The organism is Paenibacillus sp. N3.4 (assembly GCF_008017805.1).
Taxonomy (GTDB): Bacteria; Bacillota; Bacilli; order Paenibacillales; family NBRC-103111; genus Paenibacillus_E.
In genome coordinates, this window is the sequence record NZ_VRTT01000041.1 from 40,948 (window position 1) to 66,152 (window position 25,205).

Below are 25,205 nucleotides of genomic sequence, written 5' to 3' on the forward strand. Positions count from 1 at the left end.
TCAACTTCTCCTTAATGATGATTTGGTTCGTACTCTTATCATTTTCTGATCTGCAGCTGAGTGTTAGGCGAAGCCGGCATCAACATGGTCATTTTGGTTCCCTTTTCGGGAATGCTCTCGATCTGTAACCCATACTTCTCCCCGTAGACCATTTGAATACGGCGGTGGACGTTCAATACGCCAATGCCGCCTTTTTTTCCTGCCTTATCCATCTCGCCGTCCGCCAGCCTATTGGCGCTCAATTTTTGCTGCAGCTCCGCGAGCTCTGTCTCCGAGATACCTGATCCGTTATCCTGCACGCTGACCCAAAAAATCCCGTCGTCTACGCCTCCATCGATCCGGATAAAGTGGAAATCTTCCACACCCTCGGGAAAAGCATGTTGAAACACATTTTCAATCAATGGTTGAAGGGTCAAGCGAACCATGGTAAAAAGAAGGAATTCAGGCTTCATAGCAACGTCTATTTCGAATTCTCGGCCGATTCTATGCCTTAGTATAATCATATAATGCAAGACATGCTTCAGTTCATTGGCAACTGTAATTTCCTCTATATTCGTCTGGACGGAGTATCGAAGCATATAAGCCAATGCTTCTACAATCTCGGATATCTCTTCCGATTCCTGAATCGTAGCGTAGCAGACTATAGTCTCCAGTGTGTTATACATAAAATGGGGGTTGATTTGCAACTGAAGAGACTGAAATTCAGCCTTCTGGCGCTCCAACTGAATCTCCGTATTATTCAATTCCACCAGTATAACTCGATCAACCGCTTCGGATAGACGGTTAACCATCACATTGTAGCGCATCATCAGTTCCACGATTTCGTCACGGTGAGGGGGAAGCGGAATGGGTGCCCAATTTCCCTTTTCCGTCTCCCTCATCCCGGATTTCAACAATTGAATCGGCTTCGTAATCGATTTACCGAATCTGTAAGCCAAGAGAATCGCCAATACTAGAGTAAAAAATCCGACAACCAGCGTAGTCGAACGTATGTTCGTAACTGGCTTGCGAAGCTCATGAAGCGGCATCGAAACGACAAGCTGCCAACCGGAATAATCCGATTTACGGCCCAAATACATGCGGTCGTCTCCTTCACTGCTGTCGACAAACGAATTAGTGCCAGCTTGCTTCAGCTTCAATTCAAACGCTACGGGAACCTCCGCTCCTACTTTGCTTGCGTCGGGATGATACACATATTGCCCCTTGTCATCCAAAATAAACAAGTAGCCGTATTTCCCCAAATCGACCCCTTTCCAAAGAGCAGATAAATCTGAAGACCGCATCTCGATGGCAAGCAAACCATTCAAATCACGAGATGACAAACCTCGGATACGGCGAACTAAAGTCAACATCTGATTCTGCTGACCCGCTAATATACTGTGATTCAGAATACTTAATTGCCCGTCAGCACTTGTATTCTCAAGCAGATAGTCCCTCTGCTTCTGAATATCATCCAAGTTGAACGAATTTGCGTCCACATCATTATAATAGTAGATCGCATTTTGCTTATCGCCAATGAGATAAATACAAGCCAATTTCGGGTTACGAATAAATAACGGATCAGCGCTGATTTCACGGATCTGCGTCCAGTAGGAATAATAATCGTATTCCTTCCGCGAAATAGGCGATTCAATGAATTCGAGGACCTTTCTGTTGGTCATAAGCGAGACGATAGACCGTTCGTAATCCTTCAAATACAAATCGGTATGGTGAACAGCATTCCCCACAATTTGATTCATTTGGTTCTCAACCATGACCTCCAACTCTTTGGAAGAAGTAATGTAAGAGAAAACGCCCAAACTAGAGAGTGAAAGGATAATGACTATTAGAAAATATATGAAGAGCTTCTGATATAAGCTTTTGATTTTCATTTTATACCGAGCCCTGTGCGATAGTCAGACGGCGAGATTCCGACAATTTTTTTAAAAGTTTTTGTAAAATGGGGATAATCGTCATACCCGACCTCTGTTGCTACATCTACGATTCGAATATGCGGAATGGCCAGCATTTCCTTCGCCTTCTCCATCCGTTTATTGATCCGATACTGAACAAAAGTCTCATGCGTTGTTTTTTTAAACAGCGAGCTGAAATATGTAGGAGTTACTCCGACCATAGCTGCAACTTGATCCAAAGAGATTTCCTGGGCCAAATGGCTGTCGATAAAGGCTTTAGCCTCTTCGATCGGGTCCTTGAAATTGCCGTTTCTGCTCGCCAGCAGATCCTTTGCCATTTGCAGCAGGCCGTTCCTGAACGTATCAAGCGCTTCCTTCACACTACTAACCTGCACGTGCGTCGGTACGGCGGAAGGCGAAAAATTACGGGCTTGAAACCGCTTTAAAAGCATGGCATTACAGTCGTCCAAAAGCTCCTTGATCTGCGCAAGCGACAAATTGGCGGAAACGAAGTATTCACGAAAGCGGACGATCAAGCAGTTTAATTCATCCATCTGCAGTGCCCATATATGCTGTTCCATCCGATCCATCCACTCGACATATTGGGAAGGCGGAAAATAACCCCGCGTAGGTTTTTTGACCACTTGATCCAGCATATCATGCACATTCGCTTTGGTCGCCGGTTTCAATAAATAGTGTCTAACACCGTAATTCATACTTTTTTGCGCATATTCAAAGTCACTGAAGCCAGAAATCACAACCATTTTAATGTGAGGGAATTCCTCATGAATGATTTTGCAGAGCTCCAATCCGTCCATCTTTGGCATGCAAATATCCGTCAACACCAAGTCAGGCTCTGAGGCGCGAATCCGCTCCAAAGCAGCTACACCGTTTTCGGCCGTCTGGATTTTGGAGAAGGAAGGCGAGTACATCTCCGCCATCTTCACCATCCCTTTACGAATGATAGGTTCATCGTCAACTATTAATATGTGCATGTCTGAACCTCCTTGTGATTCCAAAAAATGCTATTCAAATATGATAACTCACGATCACAGGTTCTTCAATGGAAAAACCGCAGATAAGTCAGCTATCTGCGCTTTCCAAACGGGTTTGTGCGAAACGCCAGATTACAGTGTCATAGGATGGCAGTCCTTCGTCTGGCCCTATCAATTCCCCTATGTACTCACCATTCGGTTTTTGTGCGACCCTCGCCTTCCACCAGCCGCATTTCCCTTTTTCATAGTCGAAGGTTTCACCGTCATCGTCATAGAGCAACTCCTCACCGGGTTCGGTACCGAAATGCACGAGTTCCAGCGTTACACGTTCACCGGATGGCGGAACGTGCGGAAGGTCAGGCATCATCGGAATGATCGAACCGCTTTTGACAAACACTGGAATGCTCTCCAACCCTGCTTGAACCCGAATCACACGTCCTCCCGAATATGGCTCGCCTGTCTCTAAACCATACCACATTCCAGGCGGAAGCAGTACTTCCCTCTCCAACTCGCCCTCAGTCAGCGGGGCCACTAACAATGCATCGCCGACCATATACTGATCGTCCCATTCTCTTACCCTTCTCTTTCCGTAAGCCGCATCCGTCGTATTCAATATTTGAAGACCCGCTTCGGATCCACCTGCTTCCGCTTGAGCGATTTCCGACGGCGACATGACAAACGGCATCGCACGGAAAGGAGGAATGCCTTGCTCCCGATAGCGTGCGAATGCTGAATACAAATAAGGAAGCAGCCTCATTCGCAGCTTGATATAATGACGGACAATGCCTTCCACTTCAGGGAAGGACCACGGTTTTGTTCCATCTCCCCAAGCATTCAGCATCGCTAATGAAGAAAAACAAACCGTTTGCATACGCCTCACCCAGTCTTCGGCACTTTTGGCTTTGCGTACTTCAGGTGTCCACAGTAATCCGCTGAAAGAGGAATTGCAAATCGCACGGATAAATTGCTTATGGTCATAAAGATCTGAATAGAGTACATATGGCATCGTCGAGGCCGCCGCATTCGATGCCCTTACGAGTCCATAAGTTCTTCTGTTTTTGCTGCGGAACAGGTCGGAAGTCATCTTTTGGAACATTAATCCGTATATTTGTCTCATTTGTTCGCCGTCCATACCGGAAGGAAAGCGGGCATGTCCTGGAAACATCCATGAATGGTTGGTCAATTCGCTGCCATCGCATTCATCGAGCTTGTAACCGGAAACTCCGAGACTTACATGCTGTTCATCATGTTGTTTTTTATACAGCCGTTCGGCCTCCGGAAGCGAAAAATCCGGTGCAAGCCCTCCCCAAACCGTATGGCTGCCTGAGAGCGGCTGCAGCTTCGCGTACAGCTCGCTCTTCGGCGATACGAAGGGGTGCTCCCACAGGTTCACGTGAAAGCCACTATGCTCCAGCGATTTCACGAATCGCTCCGGCTCGGGAAACCGCGTTTTCTCCCATTCATAGGTTACCGGATAGCTCTGACTGTGCCAGCCAGGCTCTAAACCGATCACATCGCAAGGAATATCATGCAGGCGGAATTGATTTGCTTCCTCCAGCACTTGTTCCTCGTTAAACAGGGTCGGGACACGATGCCAGAAACCAAGGCCCCATTTCGGCGGAAGCGTCCCGCCTCCGCAAAATAAATTATATCTGGACACAACATCGGAGAGGGTTGGACCCCCCAACACATAAACGTCCGCACCTTCGACAGGAATACGAATCTCCACCCGAGAAGCAACAGGTGTAGCCGTCCATGCCGAATCGGTGTTGCGATCGCGTATCTCTCCGCTGTGGGTATCTTCTTGCTTCTGTGTAGACCCGCAATGAAGCGTCACGATCCGCGATGTATCAACCCATACACCGTAGCCGAGATCGCTTACATAAAAAGGAACGGGAGCATGTGTCTCTCCAGTATCCTGTTTGGGGTCGCTGTTCACGCGCAAATAACGGGTTCTCCCCCGCTGATTCATTCTTAATAACTGAAGCCCTGTACCATAAAGCTTCTCTGTATGATTGAGCGGAAAGGACAGAATGAGACTGTCACTCGCTTGCTCAAGCTTAATGCTTTCCCACGCAAAAGGCGGATTAGCCTGCGGCAACTGCCGCATCGCATCCGTTTTCGGAGAAACTCCCATCCAAGAGAGCGGCGTGATCCCTTGTGGATTTCCGATCTCCATACGCCATACGCCAGGTGCCGATTCTTTCCATGCTTTCGTATTCATGCTGAATCCTCCGTTATCGAAATGTTCTACTTATAGAGTGGGAACCGCAATCGCTGTAGTCTGGCCGGTTTCACTAGCTAGCTTCGCATAATGGACTAGCGATTGTGTCTTCAAATAGTCTCTTCCGCTAGTTTCCGCTTCTCGCCCCTCCTGAAGTGATGTTAAAAACTCACTAAGTGTATCCGTCTCATCTACACCGCTAAAGTCATCAATCAGAAGGACCTCTCCATCCCGTATAATGCGGATTTCTTTGTCTGTTAATTCCATAGCTCCATCGGTGCCTTCGATCCGCCAATTGCCGCTCCACGGCGTTTCTCTCCCTCTAGAGGCGATCGATGCTGTATATCCCGCCGTGATGCCATCGTCCATTTCGATCAAGGCATAGGCGTTGATGATGGTCCCTTCTTCTTTCCAGCCACCGATTGGATTGTACAGCTTGGCTTGCACATATTTCCCTTCTCTACCGCTTAAATAACGAAGCAGATCAAAGTGATGAACACCAATGTCGTCCAAAACACTAACGGTATATTTTCTCTGTGCATTATGATACCGGTAGAACTGCACATCGATGGTAGACAAGCTCCCGATAACGCCTTCTTCGAGAAGCTGCTTCATTTTTCGAATGAAAGGCCATCTTCGGTAATTCTCTGCAATCATAAACGGTATATTTTCCCTTGATGCCCGGGTTACAACTTCAATCGATTCATGATAATCAAAGGAAATTGGTTTTTCGCATAATACAGGAAGCTTTCTGTCAAATGCCGCATGATTTACCCGAGTATGAATCATCGGCGACGTTACGTTTACTACAAAATCCGCTTGTTCCTGATCCAAAGCTTCTTCCAAAGATGTATAGAAAGGGAACGGGTCGTCTTCCATCTTCGTTTTCATGGCGATATCAACCTCAACGACCGCTGCCAATAGGCCTCTTTCTCTCAGCCTTTTATACCAGCTAAATCCTGCAGCGCCCAAACCAACCAAGATAGCTTTCATTTTCTATGTACCTCCTATGATTTTAATGGAATAACCATATTCCAAGTATTCGAAGCGTTGCGGAAACCCCCAAGACCGTCGGCAACCGCAGCAAACAGGTGGGTCGGTTCACCATCTTGAAACAGCAGAAAAGGTCGTTCGAGATTACCCATCGTCTGCTCAGTTCCATCATCCCAAAGAACGGTCCGTGAATAGGCTTTCGGCGTATCAGACAATCGCCAATTCCTCCCATCTGGCGAATAAGCGTGTATCCCTCCGTGCTTCTCTCCGCAAAGTGTGCCTTCCATATCCTTTGCAATCAATTCATAGCCTTTCGACGTGTTCCATATGAAAGGGTCTTCAATATGAAAACGATCCGGGGGAAAGATCGGTTCCTCCGTCAATACACGATAAGGACCTCGGTATTCGTCCGCTGCGGCTACCCCAATCGTCATTTTCCCGTGTTGTATGCCCTCATATTTACGGGATTTGTATACTAATAATACCGAACCATCCTTATGCAGACACGGAGCTGGATTAGAAGTCAAATAACTGTCATACCTGCCGGGACGTACAGGGAGGATCGGCAAATTATTTCTCTCCCAAGGTCCAAAAATGCTGCTCGCTACAGCGAGTCCCACTCTTTTATTCGAACGTGCTACGATACATCGCGGGTCTTCCAAGCCAAATCCGTCTCCGGGTACAGGTTCGGGAAGCGGGTGCGTTGACCCCATATAGTATAAAAGATAAGTATCACGGTGCTTGGTGATATGGGGATTATGCGTACTTCGGCCATCCCAATATTCCGCTCCTCTAGCCGGGAGAACGACCTCTTGAAACATATACGGACCTTCCGGAGTATCGGATACTGCTCTCACGATTTCCGACGCCACCAGCCAACCCGGATGCATGGGCAGCGACTTGGGCCATCGGGAAGCAAACATATGATAGCGCCCATCTTCCCCTAGAATGACCGAACCGCACCATACCCAATAGCCCTCCATCCGAAACCCGCCGTTGCGTGGAGCGGGGAGCATACGTTCCGCTATACTTTTATTCAAGATCATCATCCCTCCATTGCTTAGTTCCATCATTATAGGAATTATACGAGCAATCCGAAAGGATAAAACTTAAGGTCTCCCTGTATTTTTTTACGATGGAAATAAAATGGGAATCCTCACTAAGAGTGAGAATTCCCATTCGCTTATTTAATATCGATAAAGACCGCGCCGTCCTTCTTGTTCCAGCGATCAGTCGCTTCCTTAATAATTTCATTGCCACCCTTAGCCTTATACTCTTCAATTACTTTCGGCCAATCGGAGATCGGTTCTTTGCCATAAACCATTTTAATCATGTGATCAATGATGAGCTTCGGCCCTACGTCTGGCGAAGGAAAAGCAAGATCAGGATACTTGGTTAAAGCGTTTAAGTCCGGGTAAAAACCGATTCCAGACAAACCTTCCTTCGTTAATACCTCATCGAATGCCTTTAATGTTGCTTTCCCGTCGTCGTTCAGTGCCAGTCTTTGTTTATTATAGGTGGAGTCATGTACCGCCCATAACGTTCCGCTTCGGAACCCTTCTTCCTCTGTGTCTTCCTTGGTTACCGGGAATTTATAATTGATTTTACCGCTGCTGTCTTTGGTATAGGTATCGCCTTCGAGCCCGAATGAGAAGAAGGTATCCGCCTCTGCCGAGGTCATCCAATCGAACATTTTGATGATGCCTGCAGCCGCATCAGGCTTTACATTCTTGTTAACAAAGAAAGTTCGAATGACCGGTGAATAATAGAAATATCCGCTTTTTCCATCAGGTCCTTTAGGTGAGGGAATGATATCAACCTTCGAGCCTGGAACTGCCTGCGTAATATTAGTGCGGTACCCTGGCAATCCGGAAGCGTTTTGGGACCAGATTCCCGCTTTTCCGGCATTGACGCTTTTGGTGAAGTCCGTTGAGGTAATCGTCGCAAATTCCTTCGCGATCAAACCTTCGTCGAACATTGTTTTATACGTGGTCAAAGCTTTTTGCATGTTCTCTACGTCAAAAAATTTCGGAACGACCTGACCATTCACCAGCTTGAACTGATCTTTATAAGGCAGGACATCATAAGCTCCCAGAATAACGTCGGCATACTTGAAGGTCTCCCTCATTTGATACGGCTGCTCGACACCCATTTTTTTGAAAGCTCTCAGCACATTCAGGAATTCGTCAACGGTCTTCGGTGGCTGTAATCCGGTCTTTTCCAGCAGATCCGTACGGATATAGGTGGAACGTCGGGAAGGATTGCTCAAATATTCCGGAATGCCGTAAATCTTACCGTTGTATGAAAGCGTGTCCCACGCCGCTTTTGGTACCTGTTTCAACAGATTTGGCGCATACTGTTTGAGCAGATCGTCAAGAGGCATAAACACACCGTTTTCCACCGAGCCGGACATCGATTTACTACCAATCCCTCCGATGCTGCCGACAACATCCGGAATATCATTACCTGCGAACATGAGACCGTATTTTGAATCTTCTACTACCTTCATGTCCAAGATCGTGTTGGTTAACTCCCCAAGCTTCAGTACCCACTTGTCTTTGTTCAGATCCGGGATACGCGTATGATACCCCGTACTAACTGTCGTTGGATAAACAATAGAGAACTTAACCGGTTCTTTCTTAACGTTTGCCGAAGGCTGTGTTGAAGGCTGATTCGTTGCCTTTTCACCAGATGAACAACCTGCTACGGCAGCTGCTGTCAGGATAACAGCCAGACTGAGACTGATCGTCTTTTTCATTTACTATCCTTCTCCCCTCAATTGTAAACGATTTCATATACATGTTAAGCATAATCAAAAATGAACTGCAATTGTATGTGTTAAATCAAGGTCAACATGTGTTTTTTACATATCTTCTTTAGAATAATAATGAGAGCTGACCCGATAAACGGAATATCCGTTCACGGGACAGCTCTCTAATGTGACTAGCCTCTTTTATTTCTTACCAAGGAACAGAACACCCTTGTTACTATTGTAACGTTCTGTAGCTTCCTTGATCATCTCATTACCGCCTTTGGACTTCCATTCCTCAATGACCTTCGGCCAATCGGAAATTGGTTCTTTACCGTAAATTATCTTAATCATATGATCCATGATAATCTTCGGTGCAGCGTCCGACATTGGGAAGGAGGCATCAGGGAACTTGGCGGAAGCTTCCAGGTCTGGAGCAAATCCGATTCCTGAGAGACCTTCTTTAGACAGAATGTTGTCAAATGCATTCAGAATATAAGGACCGTTCGGGTCAGTCTGCATTTTCAGACGGTTAACGGTACTTTCATGTGAGGAATGCAATGTACCGCGATGATCTTGTTCTTCTTGCTCTTCTTTATTGGTTGGTTCTTTGTATTTGACTTTTCCGTTTTCCATCGTATACGTATCGCCTTCGATACCATAAGTGAAGAACATTTCCGCTTCTGGTGTCGTCATCCAATCGAAATACTTGACGATTTCGGCTGCAGTTTCAGGTTTCACGTTCTTATTGATATAGTGAGCGCTTGTTACTGGCAAATACATCAGGTAACCGGATTTGCCATCTGGACCTTTAGGAGAAGAGATGACATCGACTTTCCCATCCTTAACAGCGTTTGGAATATTTGTCCTGAAATCGTTAAGGCTGACCAAGTTGGAGGACCACATTCCAGCTTCACCGGCACGAATATTTTTCAACCATTCAGTCGAAGTGATCGTTGCGAACTCTTTTGACATTAACCCTTCATCATACATGGTTTTCAAAACGTTTAACGCTTTCATCATGCCGTCAGCATTGGTGAACTTCGGAACGACTTGTCCATTCACTAAGGTGAACTGCTCTTTATAAGGAAGTACATCGTACGCACCGAGAACCGTATCGGCATATTTCAGGTTTTCACGACCAGCATACGGATATTTAACGCCTATTTCCTTGAACTTTCTGAGCACATTCAGGAATTCATCAATCGTTTTCGGCGGCTGCATACCTGCTTTCTCGAGCAAATCGGTACGGATAAACGTAGCGCGTCTGGACGGATTGCTCAGCCAGTTTGGAATACCATAAATTTTCCCGTTATAGGAAACGGCGTCCCATGCTTCCTTCGGCACCTGCTTCATCAGGTTAGGCGCATTCTTCTTCAGCAGATCGTCAAGCGGTAAAAACATGCCTGCTTCTACGGAACCGGACATCGCACTATCTGTTGCTGTGCCCAAGTTGCCCACAACATCAGGAATATCGTTGCTCGCGAACATTACACCCATCTTGCTTCTTTCAATTACTTTAAGTGTAAGATCCGTATTCGTCAGTTCCCGTAACTTCTTAATCCACTTATCATTGTTGATGTCTACGCGGGTGTGGTATCCGGTATTCGCAGTCGTCTGATAGGAGATCGTAAACTTGGTCGGCGGCCTTTTTGCATTAGATGAAGCTGTTGGGGTTGCGTCTTTGCTCGGCGCTGGTTCTTTGTTGCTTGAACAACCGACAATGGTAACGACGGATAGTACTGCGACAAGAGCGACAGTAGTTGCTTTTTTCAATGGGACCCCTTCTTTTTTGAATATTATGGACGAATATTTTCTATTTTCATATTATACAAGATATACATTTGCGTATTGATAATTTTACACTCGTATTGTCTTTTTTTTGAGACCATGTAAGAATCTTAGGATTTCACAGAGCCTACCATAAGCCCTTGGATAAAATGCTTTTGCAGGAACGGGTAGACCAGCAGGATCGGCAGCGTAGCTACGACAATTACTGCCATCTTGATTCCTTCGGTTGACAAGAATTGAAGCAATTCGGAGGTTACATCCGATTGGCCAAACTGATCTTGGAATACGATTTCCCTTAACCGTACCTGGATTGGATACCATTTCGCTTTATCGATATAAAATACAGCCTCTGCATAACGGTTCCAATGGGCAACCGCATAAATGATACCCATGGTGGCCATAGCCGGTTTGGAAAGCGGAAGTACAATCTTCCACAAAATTCGGAACTCTCCGCAACCGTCGATTTTTGCCGCATCGATCAATTCAACCGACAAATTCATGAAGAATGATCTCATGACGAATAAATTAAAGGCACTAATAGCCAACGGAATCATTAAAGCCCACAAGGTATTCAGAAGTCCCAATTGCTTTACCAGCAAATAATTCGGAATAAGCGGCGCACTTAAAACGAGTGTAACCAGTACCATGATCAGAACCGCTTTTCGGAATAAATATTCTGGCCTCGATAAAGGGTATGCCATCGTGGTGGTCATAAATAGATTGATCAATGTCCCGAATACCGTGATGATGACGCTGTTCCGAAAGCCGGTCCATATGGTCGGATCGCGTAGAATAATCTTATAGCTCCCTAAAGTAAAGCCAACCGGCCAGAAGGATACTTGACCCGAATTAATGGCCACGTTATTGCTTAAGGATTGCGCTAAAATGTGGACAAGCGGAAGCACCATGGTCAATCCGAGAACACCCAAAAAGATGATATTAAATATGTTGAATATTTTATGACCTCTAGTCATAATCATAGCGATTCACCTCCTATTCTCCTCCCGTATTAATACAAACCTTCTCCGGTCATTTTTTTACTGAATGTATTACTGATCACAATTAACACAAATCCGACAATCGACTTGAACAACCCAATAGCGGTCGTGTAGCTGTACTGGCGATCAACTAGACCTGCCCGATAAACGTACGTATCGATAATCTCCCCATTTACATTGTTAAGCGGGTTAAGAAATACAAATACACGCTCGAAGCCAAAGTCAAGAAAGTGACCGATATGAAGCAGGAACAAAATGACTATGGTCGGCATGATACTAGGAATCGTGATTGAAAACACCTGACGAAAGCGGCTCGCTCCATCGATTTGGGCAGATTCATAAAGATCCGGGTTAATGCCTGCAATAGCTGCAAGATAAATGATCGTCCCCCAACCGCTTTCCTTCCAGACACCAGATCCGATCAGAATGGTTCGTATATAGGAATTTTCCCCAAGGAAATAAATAGGTTCGACCCCAAAAAAGGACAATAAATGATTGACAATACCGGTGGAAGGCGACAGTACACCCACAACTATCCCTCCAACGATAATCCATGACAAGAAATGCGGTATATAGACAACCGTTTGAACAATTCGCTTGAACATCATGATTCGCAGTTCGTTCAAGAGAAGCGCCAAAATAATCGGAACAGGGAAGGCAAAAAACATATCGTAAACACCGATAATAATCGTGTTTTTCAGAATAATTAGAAAATCTGCATATTCGAACATACGTTTGAAATTATCCAATCCAACCCAGGTACTTCCTTTTATTCCTTTAAAAATACTGTAGTTTTGAAAAGCGATAACGGAACCTAATAAGGGGACATACTTGAAAAGCAGAAAATAAATAATCCCCGGTAAGGTTATCACGTAAAGCGGCCAATGCTTTCTCATGAAAGCCCACTTTTGACCACGTGTTGAGAATTGGTACACCAATCGATCGGATGGCTGAATTTTACTGGCCATGTTCTCCTCCCCTTTTTTGCAAGCTGCTTCATTTCTTCTTTATCTTACAAGGATCCTCGGGCCGTATATATGGTGTAACTTAAAAGCATGTTGTGTTTTTTTATGATTCCAAGTAACCGAGGCAAAGCGACTATATGCCATAACGCTTCGCTGCACTTCGAAACAGCCAATCTTCCGCTACCTGGAAGGCAGTTTCCTGATCAATCCAACCTGCCTCGGTTTGATTCCATAGGAATTCACTTAGGATCCGTTTGATGAGCAAAATTTTCCCATAGCTCCATTCCATACAGCGGGCATCGGACACGATTAGAGAGCTTTTTATGGCCGGAAGCGCTTCCAGTCGATACTGCATGCTATCCCTGTAAGTACTCGCACGGAAGTTAAACCACCACAAGCCTCCCACATGAACATTCGGAAAGTTCCATGCTGCTTGCACGATATCCAGATTGTTAAGCTCAGAGGCCACCACCAGTTCGAAGGGACAGGAATAAGCTTCGAACAATGCGGTTAACTTCAGGATACGCGCCGTGTCATTAGCTGGAAAGGCCGTTCCGCACCAGGAACGTTCTACGCCCAGAAACAATTGAACCAGCATGCTCCTCTGTTCGGCGGCGGCACAGATTTCGTGCAGAAGCATCATTAAGATCTCATCTTTGGTGCTTCCTTGTCCAATGATTACTTTGCGGTTGGCTATGGTTTCATATCTCGGCAGTGTGGTCATGATTCCTGGACAGCCGTCATTCTTATACTTGTCTAACAATTGAATCATGGTCTCGCGTATTTGCTTGAACGTCTCAGCCGGATCGTACGATTGTTCGATTGTTCTGACCCAGCCGCCCAATTTCCCATCAATCCGCGGGATAAGAATGGCATTTTGTTGCATACCTTGAAACTCTGCGTGCTCTTCTATATTAACTACGAATCTGCGAACATACATGCGGTCCGCAACCTCCTGCGCCCATCCAGGGGTTTGAGCGGAACGTTTGACCGCGGCATCGGCCTCTCGTACGGAAGCTTCGTCGCGGATCTCTATGCCGTACAGATTTTTAAAATCTGTGTCAGAACCCCGTTCATCAATGTGTTTTTTGTCCCATGGTAAGCTTCTAAAAAAGCACTGATTCTTTGATTTTCAGGGAGTTCCATCGCATCCGCCGGATAACCGCCAGCCTGAAGCTCGCGAAACAGCCAAAAATAGTGTGCAATTTCCCAAAAATCGCTCGCACATAGCCGATCTCCTACCAGATGAGTGTGCGTATCCAATACAGGCAGCTGCATGATGCGCGCCGTAAATTCTTCTTTACTGTTTTTCATATCCATGCTCATCCCTTACTCCTCCTCTTGGAACCTATGTATGCCCTAATCCCCGAGAATTTGATCAATGAGATCCAGTTCTTCTTGCGTGAAATTCGGTTGCTTTAATGCAGCGACATTATCTTCGATTTGACTCAATTTGCTGGCCCCAATTAATGCAGAAGTAACATGCCCCTTGCGGAGAACCCATACCAAGGCCATTTGGGCAAGGCTTTGGCCTCGCTCTTGAGCCAACTCATTCAGAAGACGCGATTTGGCGATTTTCTCTTCCGTAATATCATCAGGATTCAAAAAAACACTGCCGCCGGCTGCACGAGAATCTGCAGGAATGTTAGTCAAATAGCGATTGGTCAGTAATCCCCTAGCCAGAGGGCTGTAAGCAATCGACCCGATTCCTTCCCTACTCAAGACGCTCTGAAGCCCTTTTTCCAATCTTCTTTCAAACATTGAATAGTGAACTTGATGAAGAACGCATGGAGTGCCAAGACCTTTCAAAATCTCTGCCGCTTTCTCTGTCTGTTCGGCGTTATAGTTGGAAACACCTACGTATAATGCTTTTCCTTGCCTGACCGCTTGATCCAAGGCACCCATTGTTTCTTCCAAAGGTGTTTCGGCATCAAAACGATGCGAATAAAAAATATCGACATATTCTAGATTCAAACGCTTCAAGCTCTGATCCAAGCTGGCCAGCATGCTTTTGCGGGAGCCCCTTTCCCCATATGGCCCGGGCCACATCCGGTATCCAGCCTTCGATGAGATGATTATTTCATCGCGATAAGGGAGGAGATCCTTTTTCAGAATTTGCCCGAAGGTTTCTTCGGCTGAGCCCACCGGAGGCCCATAGTTGTTCGCAAGGTCAAAATGGGTAATACCCGCATCAAACGCATAACGTACTAAAGCTCTGCTGTTCTCAAATACGTCCACCCCGCCAAAATTGTGCCATAATCCGAAAGAGATCGGCGGAAGCTTAAGGCCGCTTTTCCCGCATTGATGATATGAAATCTGAGAATACCTTTCTTCGTTTGCCAAATAGCTCATGAGATCAACCTCCTATTTTTTACTCGTCACTGAGTCTAGCGAATGGAAATTGTTGCAGTACCTGAAGCAGGGATTGAAAGCTTATGAATTCCTTCCTTGAGGTAGACCGCTAGTTTCTCCGTAATAACTCCGCAGCAGTCTTTGATGACAATTGCAGCAGCGCCGAGCGGCGAGGATACTTCCAGATACAGTCCTCCCTGCCTTCTGCCGTTTACGACGATCCATTGGGACACTGCCCCTGCCTCCTCAATGGGGACAATTCCGTCATAATAGGTGACGATTATCCCGGTATCCCCCTTCACTGCTCGGACTAGAGGATATAACAGTTCGGGATTCATTGGCTCAAGTCGGCCATCCAATAAAACATCACGGTTCTCTCGCCAAAAAGCTAGCCAGTACTGAAGCATAGACAGATGGTCGGAGGGCAGCTTATCCAATAAGACAGACACCTGCGGCACGGAAAATAAGCAGTTGATTAACTGCAATGCGGCGCTTTCCACTGGTTCTTCCGGATGCCACATGATCATATCCGCATGGGCGGCGGTATCTCCGCACAGCAGCCTAATATCTAGTGTTCGCACGCGGTTCTGAATGCTATCGTTCGGGCAATCCGATGCTCGGAACATATTGCCGTATTTTCGCATGGCCGGTCCTATATACGACTGTCGGAATTCAATCATGATATCAGGATTTAATTCCCTTAACCTGCTAATGGAATCAGTCAAAAGACGATCGACAGCAGAAGGTATTGATTCATAATCCCGTCCTTCAACCGTAGAAGGAAGTTGCAGCTCAGGCGAATAAAACGTATCGATAAAATCGAGCTTGAATCCGTCCAAGCCCCATTCCTTCACCGCATTCTCGTATTTGGATATGATATACTCCCTGACATCGGGATATCTCGGATCTAGAACACCCGCTCCTTGCCTTTCGTTGAAGCGCAAAATTTTATCTTTGAATCTATCCCAGATCTTGCTGTTCTTCCCGATATACGGAACGGAATACCAAAGAATCAACTTCATGCCAAGAGCGTGTACCGCATCAACGTGCCCTTTCATGTCCGGGAATTTGCCGGAATAAGCTTCCCAATCGCCACAGTATGCATAACCTCTGCGTTTATCTTCCGTCTGCCAGCCATCGTCAACAATGACTGCATTCATCCCTAACGTCTTGGCTATGCGGCACTGAGCTTCGATATCTGTGGAAGTTATATTCTGGTGCATACTGTACCATGTTGAATACATCGGCTCTTTGGCTGCTTGCGGAACGAACGCCGGACAATAGTCAGACATTCCGCTCCACCACTTCTCTACACCCTGCAGGCATTCATAGTAGGGAATATCTCTCGTATCCACGAGAAGCGTTTCCTCATATTCTTGAAAGGGTGTCGTCGTTTCCGCGAACAATTGAATCATGCAATGAAATTCGGCAGTTTCCTCGCTTACGCCTCCAGCATAGTGGATCGTATTCAACGCATCCGAATAAGCGAACGTCAATCGGTTGCGCCCATCTCCATTAAATAAGGCATAGACAGGAGCCGATGCGGCGGCGTTGGATCGCAGAACCCGCATCCAGTCGGCCTTAAAGCTTTTACCTCGATCGTTGGCGGGATGCCAGCTCGCCTGAATATCACTGGCTGGATGCGTCCAGCGAAGCGTTACGACTGGGGGAGTTGTGTCCTTTTCTGCCTTCAATCGTACCTTTATCAAGTTGATTCCTTCATGCAGCCTCTGGGTAGACATGGTAACGGTAAATTGATCGTCTATACCTGACAAAGTAAATGTGTGCGTCCCTGCAGATATCTGGTGCATATTAGATCCTCCCTACTGCTGATTTTTGTGGCGATTAGGACCTGCATGGCACCATAAAGTTACGATCGGGTCTTCCTCGCTTGAATGGAGATGGTGATCCTCACCCGGCTCCACAATTACGATATCCCCAGTTGTAACCGGATAATGATCACCGTTGATTTCCATAGTTCCGTTCCCTTGCAAAATGAGAAACGCTTCGCAATCAACGTGAACGTGATAGTCTCTCCCATCCGGCCCATCATTCGTGTGGCTGCGTTCCCCTCTCTTCGCAAAGGCAAGCCCTCCTACGGACAAATAGGCACCCGGCAAAAGCTCTTGTAGAATGTGGCCGTTCCTTGTATCTTGTAAATCGCTCAAACGAAATTTCTTCACCTGTCATTCCTCCATTCTCAAACGGTAAAGGCGGCTGCGGAAATCGCCCTTCCAGATTGGCAGATGGAGGCCAATATGCATTAATTGGTCGCCGCCGAAAAATTCCATGGCTTCATCCGATGCATCGGCATCATATACGCAATAATTTTTACTGGCCTCCAAGCCCTTCAATCGCAGCTTCTTGAGCGACGGGTTCGGCTGAGCGAGTACTTGGAAATACGCGACAAGCGCTTCTTTCCGATCCTCGGATACGAACATCCAGGCCGCGTCTACACCTTGAAAAGGGCTGCTCAAACGGTAAAATTCGCCGAATTGTATCAAAGGACGCAACTCTTTATAGAGCGCGACCTGCCGCTTAACGGCTTCCTTATCCGCTTCTGTAAATGCAGTTAAATCAAGTTCGTAGCCAAAATTACCCGACATCGCGGCATGTCCCCTCATATCAAGCGGTGTGTTTCGGTGAACTTGATGATTGGGGACTGCGGAAACATGAGCGCCCATGGCGCTGATCGGATAAACGATGCTGGTTCCATACTGAATTTTCAAACGCTCCACTGCGTCCGTATTGTCACTCGTCCATGTTTGTGGCATATAGTAGAGCATTCCCGGATCAAAACGCCCGCCTCCCCCGGAACAGCTTTCGAACAAAACCTTCGGGAATGCCGATGTGATCCGCTCCATAACCTCGTAAAGACCCAGCATATAACGGTGAGCGGTCTCACGCTGCCGCTCCGACGGGAGCAGGGCGGATCCAATTTCCGTCATATTGCGATTCATGTCCCATTTGACATACGAGATAGGGCAGCTTGCGAGAATGTCTGTTATGACAGTAACGATGTAATCCCGCACGTCTTGACGTGAATAGTCGAGAACCAGTTGCTGCCTCGCTTCCGTCCTACGCCGACCTGGCACGTGCAGGCACCAGTCGGGATGAGATCGATACAAGTTGCTGTCTGGAGAGACCATTTCCGGCTCGAACCATAAACCGAACTCGAGGCCATGACTATTTACACGGCTTGCTAAATCCGGCATGCCTTTAGGCAGCTTGTTTTGGTCAACAAACCAATCTCCGAGGGAGCTTTTATCATTGTCCCGCTTACCGAACCAACCGTCATCCAGTACAAGGAGCTCCAACCCAAGCTCCTTTCCAACCTCGGCAAGCTCTTCTATTTTATCCGCGTTGAAGTTGAAATAGGTGGCTTCCCAGTTGTTGATGAGGATCGGTCTAGACTGATCACGAAACTCTCCCCGGCACAAACGCGTGCGATACAACTTGTGGTAAGTGCGCGACATCCCGCCGATTCCCTCAGCGGAATATACGAGAACAGCCTCCGGCGTTTGAAAGCATTGTCCCGACTCCAAGAGCCAGGAGAAGTCAAATGGATTGATCCCCATCACTACGCGCGTAGTTCCGTATGGGTCCACCTCTGCTTGTGCAATAAAGCTGCCGCTATAGACAAGGCTGAACCCATAAGCTTCTCCATGTTCTTCATCCGCCTGCTTCGAAAGCAGCGCGATAAACGGGTTTAATGAATGACTGCTGGCTCCACGACGGCTCTCGATAACAGACCCGCCTGTCACAATAGGGCGTCTTTCAATATGACGCTCCCTTGCCCAAGTGCCTGACAAGTGAAGCATATCGAATTCGGCATGAGGCAAATCCATGCCGAAGCTTAGCGCTCTGAGAAGCTTAATGGAATGGTCCCCGACATTTTCGAAGCGAACCGATCGGGTTACCGCATCATAATCGCGAAATACGGTATATGTGAGAGTAACCTTCAGTCCGATCTGTTGATCGGTCATGACGATGTCGATACTCTCGGCTTCACCGTCGTTTTCCGTATAAGTGGCCGGAAGTCCTTCCAACTGTTGTTTTCCCTGATAAATCCGATGGGATTCGTACGTTAACTCGCTGACCGTCGTTCCGTTTACCATCTGTACTTGATACGCTGGCACGCGAAAATCGCTGCTGCCGTAGGAAGGAAATTCCTGCGGGAGCGTGTCTAGTGACAGGGCGAGGTCATTCGGATCTGTGGACGGAGAGAACGAGCAGCGGCGTCTTATGGCAAGCAAGCCCCCCGAATGGCTTCCCCGAACTTGACGTCCCCAATGCACATGAGCAAGATATTTAGATTTAATCAACTGCATGATATAGCTTGACGACTTCCCCTGAAGATGGAAGGTCTGTGTGGCCGAGTCATAGATAATTCCCATAAGCGTCCCCTTTCTGCATGTTATACCGTTACCTTTTTCCAAGCTCCGCGTTTAAATCTCCAATAAATCAGCATAGATCTAAGAAATTGATCTGAAGCTACGGCACTCCATAAACCGATCGTTCCCCATGCAAATCCGTAAACAAACAGGAAACTGAGCACGACTCTTACACCCCATACACCGATTAAGGCCGAAAACATAGGATATCGGGTATCCCCAGCTCCCCTTAGGGCTCCTCCGAGAATAAACTGCGATACCTGAGACACTTGGATAAATCCTACTATTCGCAGTGCCCATGCTCCTTCGTGAATAATCGAGTTATCGTTGGTATAAAGCCTCAATATATGCGGAGCCATTACGATAAAAACTGCCCCCATAACCCCAGCTACGATCATGCCATATTTCCGGACTTGCCACACATACCGTTCTGCGAGTTCGGGTTTCTCAACACCTAGCGTTTGTCCGACTAAAGTGGTAGCAGCAATGGCAAACGCTACCCCTGGCATAAAAGACATGCCGATAATACTCGTTACAATTTGCGTGGCTGCGAGCGCGACTGTTCCAAGACCAGCGCAAATTTTGACAAACGTCATAATGCCCAGACGCATAATCAATTGTTCGAGACTTGACGGTATACCAATCTTCAACATTCGTCTAATCATGCCTTTGTCAAAGCGGTTTATATCCTCCCATGCAATCCGAACAGCAAATCTCCCACTGAACATAACGGATATGAGGCAGATCATTGCTGTAATCTGAGCAGTCATGGTTGCGATCGCGGCTCCCGCAACGCCCATTTTCGGCAGATCCATATATCCATATATTAATACTATTCCTAATATTAGGGATATACCTCCCGACATTATGTTAATTTTCATCGGCGTTCTTGTGTCACCGGCACCGCGCAAAATGGCGGACAGCGCTGACGATATAGAGGAAAATCCTATAGAAAAAAAGATTAGCTTTGAATAGGGCAAACCGTATTGTATCACTTCCAAACTTGCTCCCATTAAGCGGAGCATGAACTCTGCATAAGTAAACGTGAGCGATACTACGACAATCGAGAGCGCCGTACCGAGCAGCAGAGCTTGCCCAGCCGCCCGATTAGCGTCCGTCAGGTTCCCAGCTCCCGTAGAACGAGCGACAATGACTGTTGTACCTGTATTCAGCGCCGCGAACAGGACCATCATCAATAAATACGGTTGGCTTGTTAAGCCAACGTCGCTACCGCTATCGCCCCCAGACGACCAACCATGATCATCATCATCATTTGCGTGATATTGATCAATAGCATCTCCGCTAAGGAAGGTCCGGCAATCCTGAAAATCATTTGACGGATGGCCTTTCCATCATGTGGTCGACCAGTACGGAGTCACTGAAAGCTTTTTGTGGTTTTTCCCTTGCATCCCCAAGCTTTATCCCAGTATTCATTGCATGCCCAGCCTCAAGTATTCCATCCCGGCAAGTAAGACTTTGTATTTTGGAGCATGGTTTCAAACAGCTCCTCGGCTTGGATCACATCGATATTCACAAGCGGATCGTTTACAAACGCTTTGAAAGCTAAGCTTTTGTCCTTGTTGATGGCAGCCTTCAAGGTAGTTTCCTGATTTAGCACATGGCGCAGCACCAGATTGTTGACCTCAACCGGAAGCTCACCCGCATAGACCGGCCGCAAACTGTTCGCGGAGAAAACGGCATTCGTTTCCACAACAGCTCCAAGAGGTATCCCCTTCATTTGTCCTACATTGGGAACGTTCACATTGGTTACGAATTCGTGCAGGCCGATTAAACCTTTCAGTTGTCTGACCTCTTCCTCTCCTGATGGCTTCAAAGGCAACTTCTCCTCGCCGCTAATCAGCTTTTCATAAAAAAGCTTAGTTGCTGCATGCTTTTCGATACGGCTCTGAACAGTGGTTAATCCAAACTTCCACGAACGAACTGTGTCCGGATCTTTTAAATACCAAGGAGGCATAAATTCTGCCAAATGGCGGTCGCCTGCCGCCGCTATGACGCCATAACGCCGAAACAAATCAAATTTCACACGATTAGCTGACGTGTAAGGATTTGTCACCCAAGCATCTTTATTGTTCTCGAAGCCCGATTCAAAGTACTTGTCTACAAATTGGCGGTACAGCGGAATCAAGTCCATATTTTGATAAGTGGCTTGGTCGATCCATGTAAAATGATTAATACCAAGCACATTCACTTTGACTTGGTCTCTATGTACGTCTTCAATGCCTTTCAAATCGCGAAGCATGCGAATTAGAACACCTTGCGTACCGAACACCTCATGGCAACAGCCAAGAGCTTTAATCTTAGGAAACACTTCAAACAGCGTCTGTGTACAGAGAGTCATCGGATTGGTGTAATTGAATACCCAGGCATCCGGTGAAAATTTCTCAATGGCTTGAGCAATCTCCACATACATAGGAATCGTGCGAAGCGCTCTGACAAGCCCCCCAGGTCCAATCGTATCGCCAACAGCTTGATAAATACCGTATTTTTCAGGCTCATGCACATCGGAATCCATCTCCTGAAATGTACCCGGGAGGATAGAAATGAACACGAAGTCAGATCCGCTAAGCGCCTCTTGCAGCGTCGGATAAGCCTTATACGTCCATTTGGACTTGGTTTCCGGATAGTCGGATACCGAGTTGCCCAATTTCTCATTTTTCCTCGCCTTTTCAAAATCAAGATCATACAGCCTGATCGTTCCCGACAACTGATGATCCAGCGCCAAATCGGCAATCAGATTTTTAGCCCAATACATCGAGCCGCCACCGATATAAGCGATTTGAATATCGCTGACCTTATCATTGGAAAATTTCATACTATTCCCTCCCTGGAGTTTTCCGTACGGAAAATTTTCTTCGTAAGTTTTCACTTGAGTTTTCCTTTTGGAAACCTAGTATCCTAGCTTAGTATGAAGAACAAATGAACGATACGGGATGGCAAAAATTTAGAACGTACTGTGATTTTTTATAGTACGGGCCGCTTTTCTTGTCCATCTAATAAGCTTAAGAATGTTAAAAAAATACATTAGGACCGTAAAATAATTCATTCCTACTTATACTGTATTCCATTAAAATGGAACATTGAGAGGGTGTGAAAGCGCATACATTCCAAACTCAATAATAAGCTTTTCAATGGGAGGTGGAAGGTCTTCGAATATTTGTAAACGCGGCTTTGAGTTCCATGCACCAAACGGCATGTATCATGGATTCAAGCAAAAAAATTGAAATCATTTGGAGGGAAAGCTAATGAGAAAAAAAATGAAATCCATTGTTTTAGGACTAACAATCGCATCAACAATTGCTGTCGCGTCCACCGCTTTGGCAGCCACGGTTACCATCAATTCGGATGGTCCGAATACGGGTAAAACCGCTCTGGAAATCTTCCAGCAGTACTTCGGTTCGGATCCGGTTGATGGACCGACCGATTCTAGCCATATCAACGAAACAACCTCTACCCAAATTCCAGGCGGCAATGTGTTCCAATTCAAGGTCGGTACTGCTTCGGATACGGCCGCATTGGACGGAAGCAATACGGACAGACAGCGTGTCGAATTAAAAGCCTATAAAAGTTCTCCGAGTAATGTGACAGCAAAAAACGGCGAAACCGTTACGTACAAATGGCAGTTCCGAGCGATGAGCCCTTATCCTGTGTCGCCTGCAGGGAATTTCCATCATATCTTCCAGTTGAAGGCACAAGACGGTGATGACGGCGCGCCGATTCTTACTTTCACGGTGGAAGATGGCTATCTGGCGTTCAGACACAGTCCGATCGGAACAACCATGGATCAGGTCGAAACTTTGGCTAAAACCGCATTTTCCAACATCGACGGCCAATGGGTGGAAGCCACGGTTACGGTGAAACACTCCGACAACGGTAGCGTCAATATGACCCTTAAGAAACTAAATGGCACCACATTGATGTCTTATAGCGGAAACAAGGATATGTGGAGAGACGGGGCGACAATCAATCGTCCGAAGTGGGGCATTTATCGCAAATTTATGACGGTATGCAGGAAGCAAAAATCCAATTTGCCAACTTCCAAATTACGAAATAATGTTGAATCAGCCGAGGGTTATTCATCCCTCGGCTTTTGCTTGCATAGTGCGGCTACATTGTTAATTGAGTCGGATACCGACCTTAAAATTATTCAGGAACGCTTAGGTCACACTAAGTTTTCAACGACGGCTGACCTTTATTCCCATGTCACCAAAAAAATGAAAAAGACAGTTTCTGAACGACTTGATAAATTCTGTCCCCAGACTTCCCCACCGCTTAAAGCCTTTTAAGTAATACATCTATAATAAACCCTCGAAAAAACAAAAAAACCCTTGATATACAAGGATTTTCTCGTTTTAAACCATTAAGCGGGCGGCGGGAATCGAACCCGCGCGATCAGCTTGGAAGGCTGAAGTTCTACCATTAAACTACGCCCGCGTCTTACAAAAAAATGGTCGGGACGACACGATTTGAACATGCGACCCCCTGCTCCCAAAGCAGTGCTCTACCAAGCTGAGGTACGTCCCGACAAGCTTATAATCTTATAAAAAATGGCGCGCCTGAGAGATTCGAACTCCCGACCTTTTGATTCGTAGTCAAATACTCTATCCAGCTGAGCTAAGGGCGCTTAAAAAATGGAGCGGAAGACGGGGATCGAACCCGCGACCCTCGCCTTGGCAAGGCGATGCTCTACCGCTGAGCCACTTCCGCATGGGTCACCCAAGAGTTTAATGAATTTCCTTAGAAATTCTTATTGCTCTTGGGTATGATGCGCGTAGAGGGACTTGAACCCCCACGGTCGCCCGCTAGATCCTAAGTCTAGTGCGTCTGCCAATTCCGCCATACGCGCATACTATATAAAAGACAAATGGTGAGTCATGTAGGATTCGAACCTACGACACCCTGATTAAAAGTCAGGTGCTCTACCAACTGAGCTAATGACTCATAAAAGAACTGGGGATCAAGGATTTGAACCTTGGCATGACGGAGTCAAAGTCCGTTGCCTTACCGCTTGGCTAATCCCCAATAGAAACATGCCGTCGAGAGGACTTGAACCCCCAACCTACTGATTACAAGTCAGTTGCTCTACCAGTTGAGCTACAACGGCATATGAAGTTAAATGGTGGAGGCTGACGGGATCGAACCGCCGACCCTCTGCTTGTAAGGCAGATGCTCTCCCAGCTGAGCTAAGCCTCCATGGGAATAATCTTTTGGGGTCCACGCAAAGTATTAGGTATAAGCTTCTTCAGCCTCACTTCACTTTGTGGGGAATATTGGTGACCCGTAGGGGATTCGAACCCCTGTAACCTCCGTGAAAGGGAGGTGTCTTAACCGCTTGACCAACGGGCCAGAAAATAACTGGAGCTTCCAACCGGAATCGAACCGGTGACCTCATCCTTACCATGGATGCACTCTACCGACTGAGCTATGGAAGCATTGGCTCCCCGAACAGGACTCGAACCTGTGACAACTCGATTAACAGTCGAGTGCTCTACCAACTGAGCTATCAGGGAACACTGCTTGGCAACGTTCTACTCTCCCAGAACCCTGCGGTTCAAGTACCATCGACGCTGGAGGGCTTAACGGTCGTGTTCGAGATGGGAACGCGTGGGTCCCCTCCGCCATCATCACCAAACAGTCAAAGCGTGGTTTGCGCCTTGAAAACTAGATACGAAACGTTGCGTAAAGTTAGATTTGCTTAGGTTTGTTCTTGGGCCCCAATCAAGTATTCGGAATTCGCTACAAAGCTTATCTTCACTTGGTTGGGATTGTTTGGTTAAGCCCTCGACCGATTAGTATTCGTCAGCTGCATACGTTGCCGCACTTCCACCTCGAAC

Annotated in this window: 18 protein-coding genes, 12 tRNA genes and 1 rRNA gene; 1 reads left to right on the top strand and 30 read right to left on the bottom strand. The window is 46.7% G+C overall.

Annotated elements, in window-relative coordinates; all coding sequences use genetic code 11:
- Positions 1-38 precede the first annotated feature (38 nt).
- The 17 genes from FU659_RS20175 to FU659_RS20250 form a co-directional block, all read right to left on the bottom strand.
- A complete protein-coding gene (locus tag FU659_RS20175; protein WP_261807941.1) occupies positions 39-1,754 on the bottom strand; it encodes a sensor histidine kinase in 1,716 nt (571 codons plus the stop codon).
- Positions 1,755-1,867: 113 nt separating this feature from the next.
- Positions 1,868-2,887, bottom strand: a complete 1,020-nt coding sequence (locus FU659_RS20180) for a response regulator (protein WP_147949226.1) — start codon at positions 2,885-2,887, stop codon at positions 1,868-1,870.
- Between the two features lie 88 nt (positions 2,888-2,975).
- Positions 2,976-5,111 (bottom strand): TIM-barrel domain-containing protein, encoded by a 2,136-nt coding sequence (locus FU659_RS20185; RefSeq protein ID WP_147949227.1) that lies wholly within the window; start codon positions 5,109-5,111, stop codon positions 2,976-2,978.
- Positions 5,112-5,141: 30 nt separating this feature from the next.
- Positions 5,142-6,104 (bottom strand): Gfo/Idh/MocA family protein, encoded by a 963-nt coding sequence (locus tag FU659_RS20190; protein ID WP_147949228.1) that lies wholly within the window; start codon positions 6,102-6,104, stop codon positions 5,142-5,144.
- A 14-nt stretch (positions 6,105-6,118) separates the two neighbouring features.
- Positions 6,119-7,144 carry a glycoside hydrolase family protein gene (locus tag FU659_RS20195; RefSeq protein WP_261807942.1) on the bottom strand — a complete coding sequence of 342 codons (1,026 nt, stop codon included), beginning with the start codon at positions 7,142-7,144 and terminating at the stop codon, positions 6,119-6,121.
- A gap of 143 nt (positions 7,145-7,287) precedes the next feature.
- Entirely contained in the window at positions 7,288-8,862 is a 1,575-nt protein-coding gene (locus FU659_RS20200; RefSeq protein WP_147949229.1) for a type 2 periplasmic-binding domain-containing protein, read from the bottom strand.
- Between the two features lie 195 nt (positions 8,863-9,057).
- A complete protein-coding gene (locus FU659_RS20205) occupies positions 9,058-10,629 on the bottom strand; it encodes an extracellular solute-binding protein (protein WP_147949230.1) in 1,572 nt (523 codons plus the stop codon).
- Positions 10,630-10,754: 125 nt separating this feature from the next.
- Positions 10,755-11,624 (bottom strand): carbohydrate ABC transporter permease, encoded by an 870-nt coding sequence (locus FU659_RS20210; protein ID WP_147949231.1) that lies wholly within the window; start codon positions 11,622-11,624, stop codon positions 10,755-10,757.
- A 29-nt stretch (positions 11,625-11,653) separates the two neighbouring features.
- A complete protein-coding gene (locus tag FU659_RS20215) occupies positions 11,654-12,610 on the bottom strand; it encodes an ABC transporter permease (RefSeq protein ID WP_147949232.1) in 957 nt (318 codons plus the stop codon).
- Positions 12,611-12,740: 130 nt separating this feature from the next.
- Positions 12,741-13,547: a hypothetical protein gene (locus FU659_RS20220; RefSeq protein ID WP_261807943.1), complete on the bottom strand. Its 807-nt coding sequence runs from the start codon at positions 13,545-13,547 to the stop codon at positions 12,741-12,743.
- Between the two features lie 92 nt (positions 13,548-13,639).
- A complete protein-coding gene (locus tag FU659_RS37405) occupies positions 13,640-13,933 on the bottom strand; it encodes a hypothetical protein (RefSeq protein WP_261807944.1) in 294 nt (97 codons plus the stop codon).
- A 33-nt stretch (positions 13,934-13,966) separates the two neighbouring features.
- The gene (locus FU659_RS20225) at positions 13,967-14,959 is read right to left on the bottom strand and encodes an aldo/keto reductase (RefSeq protein ID WP_147949233.1); all 993 of its coding nucleotides are present in this window, start codon (positions 14,957-14,959) and stop codon (positions 13,967-13,969) included.
- Positions 14,960-14,994: 35 nt separating this feature from the next.
- On the bottom strand, positions 14,995-16,770 hold the full coding sequence (locus tag FU659_RS20230) for a glycoside hydrolase family 36 protein (protein ID WP_147949234.1): 1,776 nt from the start codon (positions 16,768-16,770) through the stop codon (positions 14,995-14,997).
- 12 nt (positions 16,771-16,782) lie between these two features.
- Positions 16,783-17,142 carry a cupin domain-containing protein gene (locus FU659_RS20235; protein ID WP_147949235.1) on the bottom strand — a complete coding sequence of 120 codons (360 nt, stop codon included), beginning with the start codon at positions 17,140-17,142 and terminating at the stop codon, positions 16,783-16,785.
- A gap of 3 nt (positions 17,143-17,145) precedes the next feature.
- Positions 17,146-19,356 (bottom strand): alpha-galactosidase, encoded by a 2,211-nt coding sequence (locus FU659_RS20240; RefSeq protein WP_147949236.1) that lies wholly within the window; start codon positions 19,354-19,356, stop codon positions 17,146-17,148.
- A gap of 20 nt (positions 19,357-19,376) precedes the next feature.
- Positions 19,377-20,546 (bottom strand): MATE family efflux transporter, encoded by a 1,170-nt coding sequence (locus FU659_RS20245; RefSeq protein ID WP_147949237.1) that lies wholly within the window; start codon positions 20,544-20,546, stop codon positions 19,377-19,379.
- Positions 20,547-20,800: 254 nt separating this feature from the next.
- Positions 20,801-22,186 carry a family 4 glycosyl hydrolase gene (locus FU659_RS20250; protein ID WP_147949238.1) on the bottom strand — a complete coding sequence of 462 codons (1,386 nt, stop codon included), beginning with the start codon at positions 22,184-22,186 and terminating at the stop codon, positions 20,801-20,803.
- Positions 22,187-22,616: 430 nt separating this feature from the next.
- On the opposite strand from FU659_RS20250, the gene FU659_RS20255 reads away from it, so the two are divergent.
- On the top strand, positions 22,617-23,657 hold the full coding sequence (locus FU659_RS20255) for a heparin lyase I family protein (RefSeq protein WP_147949239.1): 1,041 nt from the start codon (positions 22,617-22,619) through the stop codon (positions 23,655-23,657).
- A 77-nt stretch (positions 23,658-23,734) separates the two neighbouring features.
- Here the strand turns inward: FU659_RS20255 and FU659_RS20260 are convergent.
- The 13 genes from FU659_RS20260 to rrf all read right to left on the bottom strand — a co-directional run bounded on the left by FU659_RS20260 (position 23,735) and on the right by rrf (position 25,003).
- Positions 23,735-23,805, bottom strand: a tRNA-Gly gene (locus FU659_RS20260).
- A gap of 14 nt (positions 23,806-23,819) precedes the next feature.
- Positions 23,820-23,895 (bottom strand) — tRNA-Pro (locus FU659_RS20265).
- A 24-nt stretch (positions 23,896-23,919) separates the two neighbouring features.
- Positions 23,920-23,995, bottom strand: a tRNA-Arg gene (locus FU659_RS20270).
- Between the two features lie 8 nt (positions 23,996-24,003).
- Positions 24,004-24,078 (bottom strand) — tRNA-Gly (locus tag FU659_RS20275).
- A gap of 59 nt (positions 24,079-24,137) precedes the next feature.
- A tRNA-Leu gene (locus tag FU659_RS20280) sits at positions 24,138-24,217 on the bottom strand.
- 19 nt (positions 24,218-24,236) lie between these two features.
- Positions 24,237-24,312, bottom strand: a tRNA-Lys gene (locus FU659_RS20285).
- Positions 24,313-24,321: 9 nt separating this feature from the next.
- Positions 24,322-24,393: transfer RNA gene (locus FU659_RS20290), tRNA-Gln, on the bottom strand.
- Between the two features lie 9 nt (positions 24,394-24,402).
- Positions 24,403-24,475 (bottom strand) — tRNA-Thr (locus tag FU659_RS20295).
- A gap of 13 nt (positions 24,476-24,488) precedes the next feature.
- Positions 24,489-24,564: transfer RNA gene (locus tag FU659_RS20300), tRNA-Val, on the bottom strand.
- Positions 24,565-24,642: 78 nt separating this feature from the next.
- Positions 24,643-24,717 (bottom strand) — tRNA-Glu (locus FU659_RS20305).
- Positions 24,718-24,727: 10 nt separating this feature from the next.
- A tRNA-Thr gene (locus tag FU659_RS20310) sits at positions 24,728-24,803 on the bottom strand.
- A gap of 2 nt (positions 24,804-24,805) precedes the next feature.
- A tRNA-Asn gene (locus FU659_RS20315) sits at positions 24,806-24,881 on the bottom strand.
- Positions 24,882-24,886: 5 nt separating this feature from the next.
- A 5S ribosomal RNA gene (rrf, locus tag FU659_RS20320) occupies positions 24,887-25,003 on the bottom strand.
- Positions 25,004-25,205: the final 202 nt, after the last annotated feature.

Excerpts from the sequence above, each read along its gene's own strand:
- FU659_RS20180 (WP_147949226.1), bottom strand. The coding sequence starts at position 2,887 with ATGCACATATTAATAGTTGACGATGAACCTATCATTCGTAAAGGGATG.
- FU659_RS20210 (WP_147949231.1), bottom strand. The coding sequence starts at position 11,624 with ATGATTATGACTAGAGGTCATAAAATATTCAACATATTTAATATCATC.
- FU659_RS20230 (WP_147949234.1), bottom strand. The coding sequence starts at position 16,770 with ATGCACCAGATATCTGCAGGGACGCACACATTTACTTTGTCAGGTATA.
- FU659_RS20255 (WP_147949239.1), top strand. The coding sequence starts at position 22,617 with ATGAGAAAAAAAATGAAATCCATTGTTTTAGGACTAACAATCGCATCA.
- FU659_RS37405 (WP_261807944.1), bottom strand. The coding sequence starts at position 13,933 with ATGAGCATGGATATGAAAAACAGTAAAGAAGAATTTACGGCGCGCATC.
- FU659_RS20225 (WP_147949233.1), bottom strand. The coding sequence starts at position 14,959 with ATGAGCTATTTGGCAAACGAAGAAAGGTATTCTCAGATTTCATATCAT.
- FU659_RS20220 (WP_261807943.1), bottom strand. The coding sequence starts at position 13,547 with ATGTATGTTCGCAGATTCGTAGTTAATATAGAAGAGCACGCAGAGTTT.
- FU659_RS20175 (WP_261807941.1), bottom strand. The coding sequence starts at position 1,754 with ATGGTTGAGAACCAAATGAATCAAATTGTGGGGAATGCTGTTCACCAT.
- FU659_RS20240 (WP_147949236.1), bottom strand. The coding sequence starts at position 19,356 with ATGGGAATTATCTATGACTCGGCCACACAGACCTTCCATCTTCAGGGG.
- FU659_RS20185 (WP_147949227.1), bottom strand. The coding sequence starts at position 5,111 with ATGAATACGAAAGCATGGAAAGAATCGGCACCTGGCGTATGGCGTATG.
- FU659_RS20200 (WP_147949229.1), bottom strand. The coding sequence starts at position 8,862 with ATGAAAAAGACGATCAGTCTCAGTCTGGCTGTTATCCTGACAGCAGCT.
- FU659_RS20250 (WP_147949238.1), bottom strand. The coding sequence starts at position 22,186 with ATGAAATTTTCCAATGATAAGGTCAGCGATATTCAAATCGCTTATATC.
- FU659_RS20245 (WP_147949237.1), bottom strand. The coding sequence starts at position 20,546 with ATGATGGTCCTGTTCGCGGCGCTGAATACAGGTACAACAGTCATTGTC.
- FU659_RS20215 (WP_147949232.1), bottom strand. The coding sequence starts at position 12,610 with ATGGCCAGTAAAATTCAGCCATCCGATCGATTGGTGTACCAATTCTCA.
- FU659_RS20190 (WP_147949228.1), bottom strand. The coding sequence starts at position 6,104 with ATGAAAGCTATCTTGGTTGGTTTGGGCGCTGCAGGATTTAGCTGGTAT.